Origin of the sequence: Pseudomonas sp. DNDY-54 (assembly GCF_019880365.1) — a bacterium.
Lineage (GTDB): Bacteria > Pseudomonadota > Gammaproteobacteria > Pseudomonadales > Pseudomonadaceae > Stutzerimonas > Stutzerimonas stutzeri_P.
In genome coordinates, this window is the sequence record NZ_CP082271.1 from 3930324 (window position 1) to 3941916 (window position 11593).

Here is an 11593-nt window from a genome sequence, read left to right on the forward strand (position 1 = left end):
CTCTGTTATACTCCGCGCTTCCGCCAGGCTTACGCCCGGATGTCGTTATCGTCGAGATGCGGCAGGACCGGACGGGATCGCACGCCAGTCGCGATTCGAGCCAGGCATGACCATCCCAGGGCTTCGCCCTAAACAAGACAGGATTACTCATGTCCTTTGCTTCCCTCGGTCTCTCCGAGGCTTTGGCCGGTGCCGTCGAGGCCGCCGGTTACACCCAGCCTACACCGGTGCAACAGCGGGCCATTCCCGCCGTGTTGCAAGGACGCGACCTGATGGTCGCTGCACAGACGGGAACCGGCAAGACCGGTGGCTTTGCCCTCCCCGTACTCGAAATTCTTTTCCCGGGCGGCCATCCCGATCGCGAGCATCGTCACGGTCCACGCCAGCCGCGCGTATTGGTACTGACGCCGACCCGCGAACTTGCCGCCCAGGTTCATGACAGCTTCAAGGTCTACGCCCGTGATCTGCCGTTGAAAAGCGCGGTGATCTTCGGGGGCGTCGGCATGAACCCACAGGTTCAGGCTGTGGCCAAAGGCGTTGACGTCCTGGTTGCCTGCCCCGGCCGCCTGCTCGACCTGGCGAATCAGAAGGCCATCGACCTTTCCCACGTGGAAATTCTGGTGCTCGATGAAGCCGACCGCATGCTGGATATGGGCTTCATTCATGACGTGAAGAAGGTCCTGGCCAAGCTGCCGACCAAGCGCCAGAACCTGCTGTTCTCGGCCACATTCTCCAAGGACATCACCGACCTCGCCAGCAAGCTGCTCCACGAGCCGGAGAAGATCCAGGTAACACCGCCAAACACCACCGTCGAGCGCATCGAGCAGCGGGTGTTCCGACTGCAGGCCTCGCACAAGCGCGCCCTGCTGGCCCACCTGATTACACAAGGCGCCTGGGAACAGGTCCTGGTGTTCACCCGCACCAAACACGGTGCCAACCGCCTTGCCGAGTATCTCGACAAGCACGGTCTGCCGGCAGTCGCGATTCACGGCAACAAGAGCCAGAACGCCCGCACCAAGGCGCTGGCTGACTTCAAGGCCAACCAGGTGCGCATCCTGGTCGCCACCGATATCGCCGCGCGCGGCCTGGATATCGATCAACTGCCTCACGTGGTCAACTTCGAGCTGCCGAATGTCGAAGAAGATTATGTCCACCGTATCGGTCGTACCGGCCGCGCGGGGCGCAGCGGTGAGGCCATCTCGCTAGTCGCGCCCGACGAGGAAAAACTGCTGAAGGGCATCGAGCGGATGACCAAGCAGAAGATTCCGGACGGTGATCTGATGGGCTTCGACGCCAGCACCATCGAAGCCGAGAAGCCTGAGGTTCGCGAGCCGCGCCAGCCACGTCCTGCTCGCAACAGTGAACGCAAACCTCGGGGCGAGCGCACCGCCAAAACCACCGAAACTGCAGCCAGCGAGCCGAAAGCGGGTGATCGCAACCGCCACGGGCGCAACAAGCCGCGCAGTGCGCGTCCAGCGCAGGGCTCAGCAGAGCAGACCGCTGCAGCGCCGGTGAGCCGTCCGCCTCGCCTACCGAATGATCGCGCTCCGGACGTATTTCTTGATGACGAAGTCGATAACTTCGGCAACAGCGTCGACTACGTCAGCCCCTACCAGAACAAGCAGGGACGTGGCCGTCGCCCCGCCGCCCCGGCTCAACCCGGTGGTAGCCAACCACGTGCCGCGGCAGCTCCACGCAGCGGCACTGCCGGAGCAGGCGCTCAGGGCAAAGGCAAGCGCCAGGGCCAATCGGCCCGTGGTGGTCAACCACGCCGCAAGAACGAAGGGCGTCGGATCGACGGTGATAGCGGTGGTCCCCGCCGGGACGTTGCGGAGAAGCCGAAGGAAAAGCAGCCGGTCATCATCCACAAGGAGTCGAAGCTGGACCGACTGCCCAGCATTGAGCAGTTGGAACAGCTTCCGACCAAGCCTCGTGGTGAGAAGCCGGCATTGCTGACCCGCAACCGCTGAAATGCAAAAATAAAAACGCCGCCTTCAGAGGCGGCGTTTTTGTTAGAGCGTTTAGCTCGGCAAGAACATCATTGAACGACGGCAAGCGCCGTAAAACATCCTCAACCCTGCCCTGGTATAGCCTCGCCCTGGGCATCCCAACCGCCGCCCAATGCCTTGAACAGCTCGACCTCGCTGACCATCTGCGCCAGACGGTCGCTGATGAATTGCTGCTGAACTTCGAATAGCTGCCGCTGTGCATCGAGGAGGGTCAGGTAGCTGTCTATCCCGGTGCGGTAACGGCGTTCGGCAAGGCGGTAATAGTCCTCACTGGTCTCCAGCAGATCGCGCTGAGCCTGCACCTGGCGAACGTAGGTGGCCTGAGCGGCCAGTCCGTCCGCCACTTCACGGAAGGCTGTCTGGATTGCCTGCTCGTACTGCGCCACCTGGATGTTGCGGCTGATCTCGGCATAGTCGAGGTTGGCACGCAGCTGCCCGGCGTTGAAGATCGGCACACTGATGCTCGGGGCGAAGTTCCAGTAGCTGGAGCCGCCATCGAACAGCCCGGACAGCTCACTGCTCGCACTACCCACCGCACCGGTGAGGCTGATGCGCGGAAAGAACGCCGCCCTCGCCGCGCCGATATTGGCGTTGGCAGCACGCAGCTGGTATTCAGCTTGAATGATATCCGGACGTTTATAGAGCAGGTCCGACGGCAACCCCACCGGAACCGCCGCGAGCAGCTCGCGCTCCAACCGACCATCAGCCGGCAAATCCAACGGAATATTGCGACCAAGCAGCAGCGTCAGGGCGTTGCGATCCTGGGCCACCTGGCGGGTATAACGCTCGATCCCGACTCGTGCTGTATCGACTGCGCTGCGCGCCTGGCTCAATTCGAGTGCTGAGGCTACGCCAACATCGAAGCTGCGCTGAGTGAGCGAGAGGCTCTCCTCATAAGTTTTCAGCGTGTCACGGCTCACCTGTAGCAGAGCCTGATCGGCCTGCAAGGTCAGCCAGGCGTTGGCAACGCTGGCAATCAGGCTGACCTGCGTGCTCCGCTGCGCCGCCTCCGTGGCGAAGTACTCCTGCAATGCCTGCTCGCGCAGACTACCCAGGCGCCCGAACAGATCAAGCTCCCAGGACACCCCGAACGTCGCACTGTATTGGCTGCTGATGGCGCTTTCGCCGGTCTGGTTCAGATCACCCGGCGTTCGAGTACGACTGCCGGCTGCATCGCCACTTACCAGCGGCAGCACATCGGCTCGTTGTACGCGGTAAAGGGCGCGATAGGCATCGACGTTCAGTGCCGCAATACGGAGGTCGCGGTTGTTCTCCAGCGCCACGGTGATCAACTGACGCAGCGCCGGATCCTTGAAAAAGGTCTGCCAGTCCACCTCCATCTGCGCCCCTTTCGCCGCACTGGCAGAACCGATGTAAGCCTCACCCTCTGGCCAGCTGGCAGCCGTAGGTGCGCCAGGCCGCTGGTAATCCGGCATTAACGAGCAGCCGCTCAATGCTGCCATCAGTGCCAGGCTCAGTAGTGACTTGTTCATTGCGCCTCCCCGTTTTGCTCGTCATCGCCGGCTTTTTTTCGCTTACCCAGCGACGACACCAGGACATAGAACAGCGGCACCCAAAAAATGGCCAACACCATGGCGCTGAGCATGCCGCCGATCACGCCGGTACCGATTGCATGCTTACTGCCTGCGCCCGCCCCGCTGGAGATTGCCAGCGGAAGCACGCCGAGCATGAACGCCAGGGACGTCATCACGATAGGACGTAAACGAATACGGCAGGCTTCAATCGCGGCAGCGGTCAGTGTCATGCCTTGCTCATGCAGGGTCTTGGCGAACTCGACGATCAGGATCGCGTTACGCGCCGACAAGCCTACAGTGGTAAGCAGCCCGACCTGGAAGAAGACGTCGTTCGACAATCCGCGACCCATGGTGAAGGCCAGCGCACCGACAATGCCCAACGGCACAACCAGCATGACAGAGAGCGGAACCGACCAGCTTTCGTACAGTGCCGCGAGGGCAAGGAATACCACCAGCAGCGACAACGCATAGAGCGCCGGTGCCTGCGACCCGGACAAACGTTCCTCATAAGACTGGCCCGTCCATGAGTAACCGATGCCCGCCGGCAATTGTTCGGCGATCCGCTCAACCGCTGCCATGGCCTCGCCGGAGCTGTAACCTGGTGCAGCCGCGCCCAGAATTTCCATCGCCGGCACGCCATTGAAACGCGTCAGCTTTGGCGGGCCATACGTCCACTCACCCGTGGCAAAGGCGGTGAACGGCACCATCTCGCCCTCAGCGTTACGCACGTACCATTTCCCAAGGTCCTCCGGATTCATCCGCGAGGTCGGCTCGCCCTGCATGTAGACGCGTTTGACCCGACCCCGATCGATGAAATCATTGACGTAGCTCGAGCCCCAGGCAATGGAGAGTGAATCGTTGATCGCCGCAAGGGAGACCTGATGCGCACGCGCCTTTTCATCGTCAATGATCAGCCGATACTGCGGCTCGTCACGCATCCCGTTGAAGCGAACACCGGTGAGCGTCGGGTCCTCGGAGGCGAGCTGCATGAACTGGTCGCGAGCCTTGGTCAGCGCTTCATGACCAAGGCCAGCCTGATCCTGCAGATACACGTCGAAGCCGGTGGCATTGCCCAACTCCATGACCGCAGGCGGCGCAAAGGCGAACACCATGGCGTCACGAAGGCTGAAGAAGTAGCCCTGCGCACGCTCCGCCAGGTCGAATACGCCCTGCCCAGGCTCAGTCCGCTCTTCCCAGGGTTTGAGCATGATGAAGGCCATGCCTGAGCTCTGGCCACGACCGGCGAAGTTGAAGCCGGTAATGGTGAATACCGAACGGACCGTCTCACCTTCCTCAGTGAGCAGATAATCGCGCATCTGCTCGACGACCTCCTGAGTCCGATTTGCGGTCGAACCGGCCGGTGTCTGAACCTGGGCGAACAACACACCCTGGTCTTCCTCTGGAAGGAACGCAGTAGGAATGCGGGTAAACATCCAGATCATGATGCCAACGATGACCAGATACATAAGCAGGTAGGGCAGTTTGCGCCGCAGCACAGCGACCACGCCACGCTCGTAGCGCAGCGTGCCGCGCTCGAAGGTGCGGTTGAACCAGCCGAAGAAACCGCGCTTGCCCTCGTGATCGCCGCTGTGCGGCTTGAGAATGGTCGCGCACAGCGCCGGCGTGAAGATCAGCGCGACCAGCACCGAGAGCACCATGGCCGAGACGATGGTGATCGAGAATTGCCGGTAGATAACCCCAGTGGAGCCACCAAAGAACGCCATCGGCAACAGTACGGCGGAAAGCACCACGCCGATGCCCACCAGCGCGCTCTGTATCTGGCCCATCGACTTGCGAGTGGCCTCCCGTGCGGAAAGCCCCTCCTCGCGCATCACCCGTTCGACGTTCTCCACCACTACGATCGCATCGTCCACGAGCAAGCCAATGGCCAGAATCATGGCGAACATGGTGAGCGTATTAATGCTGTAGCCGAATGTCAGCAGGACCGCAAAGGTGCCGAGGATCACCACGGGCACAGCCAGCGTCGGGATCAGCGTCGCCCGCAGGTTCTGCAGGAACAGGAACATCACCAGAAACACGAGCACGAAAGCTTCAATCAGCGTATGCACAACGCCTTCAATGGAGGCCGAGATCACCGGTGTGGTGTCGTAGGGGTAAACCACCTCGACGCCCGGCGGGAAGAAGGGCTCCAGCTCGGAAATGGTTGCGCGCACCGCATTTGCGGTATCGAGTGCGTTGCCGCCTGCGGCAAGACGTATCCCCAAGCCCGCTGCTGGGCGGCCGTTATATTCGGCGCGGATCGCATAGCTTTCGGCACCGAGCTCAACTTTTGCGACATCGCGCAGGCGTACCTGTGATCCGTCAGCATTGACCTTCAGCAAAATCTTTTCGAACTGTTCCGGCGTCTCCAGGCGTGTCTTGCCAATGATCGTGGCGTTGAGCTGCTGCGTTTCTACAGCCGGCAAGCCGCCAAGCTGGCCGGATGAAACCTGAACGTTCTGCTCCTGTACCGCGGACCGGACGTCCACTGCCGTCAGCTGGTACTGTTGCAGTTTGGCCGGGTCGAGCCAGATGCGCATGGCGTACTGGGCGCCGAACACCTGGAAGTCACCGACACCCGGCGTACGCGAGATCGGGTCCTGCACGTTGGCGACGATGTAGTTAGCCAGGTCGAAGTTGGTCTGCTGTCCATCCTTCGACACCAGCGCCACGACCATCAGGAAGTTGCGCGCCGATTTCGACACACGTATGCCCTGTTGCTGAACTGCCTGGGGCAGCAACGGCGTGGCGAGCTGCAGCTTGTTCTGGACCTGCACCTGGGCGATGTCAGGGTTGGTGCCCTGCTCGAACGTCACGTTGATGCTCATGCTGCCATCGGAGTTGCTTTCCGAGGAGATGTAGCGCAGCCCATCGAGGCCATTGAGCTGCTGCTCGATGACTTGAACGACGGTGTCCTGGACGGTCCGCGCCGAAGCGCCCGGATAGTTGACCGATATCGATACGTTCGGCGGTGCGATGCTCGGATATTGGTTGACTGGCAGATTAAGGACCGCCAGCGCACCGGCGAGCATCAGCACCAGAGCAATTACCCAGGCGAAGATTGGCCGATCGATGAAGAACTTGGACATGTCTGGTTATCCCTCTTGGCCAGCAGCGGCTGTGCCAGCCTGAGCATCGCTCTGCCCGGCCGGCTGGACATTACCGGCTGGCTGCGGGTTGACCTCAACACCAGGGCGAATGAACTGCAGGCCTTCGGTGATCACGCGATCACCTGGCTGCAGGCCTTCGCTGACCAGCCAGCGATTGCGCACTGCGCGCTCGGTCTTGATCTTGCGCAGCTCGACCTTGTTGTCGGCGCCCACCACCATCGCCGTCGGCTCGCCACGAGCGTTGCGGGTAACGCCTTGCTGAGGCACCAGCAAAGCCTGCTCTCGTACACCCGCGAGCAGCCGCGCATGGACAAACATTCCGGGCAGCAGGTTTTTTTCAGGGTTTGGGAACTTGGCGCGGATGGTGACCGAGCCCGTGCCTTCGTCTACGGCCACCTCGGCAACTTCCAGCGTGCCGTCATGCGGATACTCGGAACCGTCTGATAGGATCAACCGAGCCTTCGCCGCGCTGTCACTGGCCTGCTGCAGCCGGCCGCTTTCCAGATCACGCCGCAGGGCAATCAGATCCTGCACCGGCTGGGTCACATCGACATAAATCGGATCAAGTTGCTGGATAGTCGCCAGTTCCTGCGTCTGGCCATTACTGACCAGCGCACCCTCTGTCACAGCAGAGCGGCCGATGCGTCCGGAGATGGGCGCCAGTACCTTGGTATAACGCAGATCAATTTTCGCCCGCTCGAGCTCGGCCTGTGCCTGCAACGACGCGGCCCGAGCCTCATCATGGGCCTGCTGGCTCACCGCCTGCTCCTCGACCAGCAACGCATAGCGATCCGACAGCGACCTGGCCGAGGCCTGCTTCGCCTGAGCGCTTTTCAAGGTAGCCTCGTAGACCGCCGGATCAATCTGATAGAGCTGCTGTCCCTTTTTCACTTCGCTGCCTTCGTTAAACAGGCGCTTCTGAATAATCCCGTTTACCTGCGGACGGACTTCGGCGACGCGGAAGGCTGTGGTTCGGCCTGGCAGTTCCGTCGTCAACGCGAACGGCTCGGCTTTGAGCGTCACGATACCCACTTGCGGCGTTTGCTCAGCTGCGGCAGGTGCCGCCGCTTGTTCGTCCTGGCAACCACTGAGCAGAAACGCAGCGACAAAGAAGGGGATCAGAGCAGCACTCGCTGACTTGATTGGCATCGAAAACGACCTCGTTGAACAGATAGCCCCAGAGCAGAACAGCTTGGGCAGACTCGAATGGCAGAATGCGTGGAATATACTTACATTCAAGACTGTCTGTAAACAGACGATCACGTCTCCAATGCGCTATTGCAGTGATTACGGATAGCTATCAGCACGGGCAATAGACTGCCGCTTTGTTGCTGAGCGCTGAAAGCAGAACGCCGGCATGCGCCGGCGTTGGATACCGATTGGCAGTTACTGGCGAATGCCTTCCACGGAAATGATTAGGTCGACGGTCTGCGACGCCGGGCCGAGATCCATTTTGATATCAAAATCTTTCAGATTGAGCGTGGTCATTCCTTCGAACCCTGCACGATATCCGCCCCACGGATCTTTGCCTTCACCTAGAAACTTGGCGGCGATCACGACCGGCTTGGTTACGCCGTTAAGGGTCAGGTTGCCAGTGATATCAGCTTCGCCTTCGCCCGTAGATTCAACCGACGTGGATTCGAAGGTGGCGGTGGGGTGTTCCGAGACGTTAAGGAAATCGTCGCTACGCAGGTGCTTGTCGCGTTCAGCATGGTTGGAGTCAACGCTAGCGGTTTGCAGCGTGACATTAACCTTGCTCGCTTCCGGCTGGTCTGCATCGAAGCTGAAGCTGCCGTCGAACTCTTTGAAGGTGCCCCACAGCCAGCTATAGCCGAGGTGGCTGATCTTGAAGTTAACGAAAGCATGTTGGCCTTTGGTGTCGATCGCGTAATCGGCAGCAAATACTTGTCCGGCCATCAGGGACGATCCTATGGCCAGTGCAGCGAGGGTTTTCTTCAGCATTGTGTTCTCCTTTGAGTGGACGTCAGGTGTCGGCACGGCCGAGCATTCGTTTGAGCGTGGAGTCACGATCAATGAAATGGTGTTTCAGCGCAGCCAAGGCGTGCAGGCCAGAAAAAATCACCAAGGCCCAGGCGAGGTATTCATGAACCAGACCGGCTATGTCCTCCTGGTCCGGAATGCCAGTGATCAGCGCAGGCACCTCGAACCAATCGAAGACACTGATCGCACGGCCATCTGCAGTCGATATCAGATAGCCTGAAATCATCACCGCGAACAAACCGAGGTAAAGCAGACCATGGCCCGCCTTGGTCGCCAGCCGTGTCACCCGGCCATGGCTCGGCAGGGGCGCCGGGCCGTGACTGAGGAAGCGCCAGACGAGCCGTACAGCCATCACCGCGAACAAGATCAGGCCGATACTCTTGTGTATGTCCGGAGCGGTGCGGTACCAGCTGCTGTAATAGGTCAGCCCCACCATCCAGTAACCCAGCGCGAACAACCCAATCACTGCAACCGTCACCACCCAATGCAAGAGGATGCTGATCAGGCCGTACTGGCTTGTTGAGTTTCGCAACTGCATGGAATCACCCGTGAATTGTGTTGCGGCAAGCCTAACGACAAACAGATCGAAATGAATCGCATTTTTTCGTTTCAAAATATCGGATCGCTCGATAGGACGGCGTCGATCAAGTTTGACGAACGCTTTCTGCTAGGCTGCGCCGACGCCCGAATCAAGGAGCCATGATGAGCCTGAATGACAGCTGGATGCAGCGTGACCTTTCCGTCCTCTGGCATCCCTGCACCCAGATGAAAGACCACGAGCAGCTTCCGCTGATTCCAATACGACGCGGCGACGGCGTCTGGCTCGAAGATTTCGATGGCAAGCGCTATCTCGATGCAGTGAGCTCATGGTGGGTCAATGTGTTCGGGCATGCCAACCCGCGCATTAATCAGCGAATCAAAGACCAACTCGATCAGCTTGAGCATGTCATGCTCGCTGGCTTCAGCCACCAGCCGGTGGTGGAGCTGTCGGAGCGGCTGGTGCGCATCACGCCTCCCGGGCTCGACCGGGTGTTCTACACCGACAACGGCTCAACCGGTATCGAAGTGGCGTTGAAAATGAGCTTCCACTACTGGCGCAACATCGGGCAGCTAAACAAGCAGCGTTTCGTCACCTTAACCAACAGCTACCACGGCGAAACCGTGGCCGCGATGTCGGTGGGAGATGTTGCCCTGTTTACCGACACCTACAAGCCGCTGCTGCTGGATACGTTCAAGGTCCCGAGTCCTGACTGCTACGCACGCCCTGAAGGGATGGGCTGGGAAGAACATTCCCGCAACATGTTTGCCCATATGGAGCAGACGTTGGCCGAGCATCATGGGGAGATCGCAGCGGTGATCGTCGAGCCGCTGATCCAGGGCGCGGGCGGTATGCGTATGTACCATCCGATCTACCTCAGCCTGCTGCGCGATGCCTGCGATCGCTACGACGTGCACCTGATACACGATGAGATTGCGGTCGGCTTCGGTCGCACAGGCACCATGTTCGCCTGCGAGCAGGCAGGCGTCACGCCCGATTTTCTTTGCCTATCAAAAGCGCTCACAGGTGGCTATCTGCCCATGGCTGCCGTACTGACGACTGACAAGCTCTATCAGGCGTTCTACGACGACTACTCGACCCTGCGCGCATTTCTTCACTCGCATACCTACACCGGCAACCCGCTGGCGTGTGCGGCTGCGCTGGCGACCCTCGACATCTTCGAGCAAGACGGCATCATCGAAGCGAACAAAGCACTGGCCGCAAGAATGGAAACCGCCACGGCTCACCTGCGCGATCACCCGAACGTCGCGGAGGTCCGACAAACCGGCATGGCTGTGGCGATTGAAATGGTGCAGGACAAAGCCAGCAAAACACCTTATCCCTGGCAGGAGCGCCGCGGGTTGAAAGTTTACCAACACGCTTTGCACCGTGGCGCCCTGCTCCGGCCGCTGGGGAGCGTGGTGTATTTTCTGCCGCCGTATACCATCACCGAGGAGCAGATCGATTTTCTCGCTGATGTCGCCACTGAAGGCATCGATATAGCAACGCGCGCCGCCGTCAGCGTGGCGGTGGCACAGGGTGCGCCTTCCGAGTTTCGCGACCCCGGCTAACGCCTTACCCGCAGCACAGGCTTCAGGTGCCACGACTCACGCTATAGACTGCCGCCTCACCCATTCGACGTAGCCTCCTGATGCGCATACCCCGATTCTTCATTGATAGCTCTCTCACACTGGGCGCCCACGTCCTACCTGAGGCCTCTGCACACTACATCAGTCGGGTGTTGAGGTTGGGGGCGGGCGCATCGGTGCAGCTGTTCGACGGCAGCGGTCGTGAATATCGCGGCGAGCTGGTGGAGGTGGGCAAGAAGCAAGTGACGGTCGAACTGAATGAGGCGCTTCCAGGGTTGCCCGAGCCGGGCTTGAGGATTCATCTCGGCCAGGGGCTGTCGCGCGGTGAGCGGATGGACTGGGCGATTCAGAAAGCGACAGAGTTAGGGGCCGTGGAGATCACGCCAATCATCACCGAGCGGTGTGAGGTGCGCCTGAAGGACGAAAGGGCTGACAAGCGATTGGCGCACTGGCGCCAGATCGCCGTAAGTGCCTGCGAGCAGTGTGGCCGCTCGGTGATACCGACCATCCACCCACCGAGCCCGCTGCAGGAGTGGCTGGCAGTCGAGGCGGAACTCAAGTTGGTTCTGCATCCAGTGGCCGAACCGCTGTCAGCCCATCAGCGTCCTGCGACGCTGGCATTTTTGATCGGTCCGGAGGGCGGGTTGAACGATGCGGAGGTTGAACAGGCCCGTGGCGCTGGTTTCCAGCCGGCACGTCTTGGGCCTCGGGTGCTTCGCACCGAAACCGCTCCTGTTGTAGCCCTAAGCATTGCGCAGCAACTCTGGGGCGATTTCCAGTTAGACGGCTAACGGTATCGATTCGGCGGGTA

Annotated in this window: 8 protein-coding genes; 3 read left to right on the top strand and 5 right to left on the bottom strand. The window is 60.4% G+C overall.

Going from position 1 to position 11593, the window contains the following annotated elements:
- Window positions 1–149: 149 nt before the first annotated feature.
- Window positions 150–1970, top strand: coding sequence for a DEAD/DEAH box helicase (locus K4O48_RS18235; protein ID WP_222909758.1), 1821 nt, complete (start codon window positions 150–152; stop codon window positions 1968–1970).
- A 101-nt stretch (window positions 1971–2071) separates the two neighbouring features.
- Here K4O48_RS18235 and adeC read toward each other — a convergent pair whose 3' ends face one another.
- The 5 genes from adeC to K4O48_RS18260 all read right to left on the bottom strand — a co-directional run bounded on the left by adeC (window position 2072) and on the right by K4O48_RS18260 (window position 9193).
- Window positions 2072–3502, bottom strand: a complete 1431-nt coding sequence (gene adeC, locus K4O48_RS18240) for an AdeC/AdeK/OprM family multidrug efflux complex outer membrane factor (RefSeq protein ID WP_222909759.1) — start codon at window positions 3500–3502, stop codon at window positions 2072–2074.
- Window positions 3499–6633 carry an efflux RND transporter permease subunit gene (locus K4O48_RS18245; protein WP_222909760.1) on the bottom strand — a complete coding sequence of 1045 codons (3135 nt, stop codon included), beginning with the start codon at window positions 6631–6633 and terminating at the stop codon, window positions 3499–3501. Before K4O48_RS18245 ends, adeC begins: the two co-directional genes overlap by 4 nt.
- Before the next feature lie 6 nt (window positions 6634–6639).
- A complete protein-coding gene (locus K4O48_RS18250; RefSeq protein ID WP_222909761.1) occupies window positions 6640–7803 on the bottom strand; it encodes an efflux RND transporter periplasmic adaptor subunit in 1164 nt (387 codons plus the stop codon).
- A gap of 237 nt (window positions 7804–8040) precedes the next feature.
- On the bottom strand, window positions 8041–8616 hold the full coding sequence (locus K4O48_RS18255; RefSeq protein ID WP_222909762.1) for a YceI family protein: 576 nt from the start codon (window positions 8614–8616) through the stop codon (window positions 8041–8043).
- A 22-nt stretch (window positions 8617–8638) separates the two neighbouring features.
- A complete protein-coding gene (locus K4O48_RS18260; RefSeq protein WP_222909763.1) occupies window positions 8639–9193 on the bottom strand; it encodes a cytochrome b in 555 nt (184 codons plus the stop codon).
- A 164-nt stretch (window positions 9194–9357) separates the two neighbouring features.
- On the opposite strand from K4O48_RS18260, the gene K4O48_RS18265 reads away from it, so the two are divergent.
- A complete protein-coding gene (locus tag K4O48_RS18265; RefSeq protein WP_222909764.1) occupies window positions 9358–10764 on the top strand; it encodes an adenosylmethionine--8-amino-7-oxononanoate transaminase in 1407 nt (468 codons plus the stop codon).
- Window positions 10765–10844: 80 nt separating this feature from the next.
- Window positions 10845–11573, top strand: coding sequence for a 16S rRNA (uracil(1498)-N(3))-methyltransferase (locus tag K4O48_RS18270; RefSeq protein ID WP_222909765.1), 729 nt, complete (start codon window positions 10845–10847; stop codon window positions 11571–11573).
- The last annotated feature ends 20 nt before the right edge of the window (window positions 11574–11593 follow it).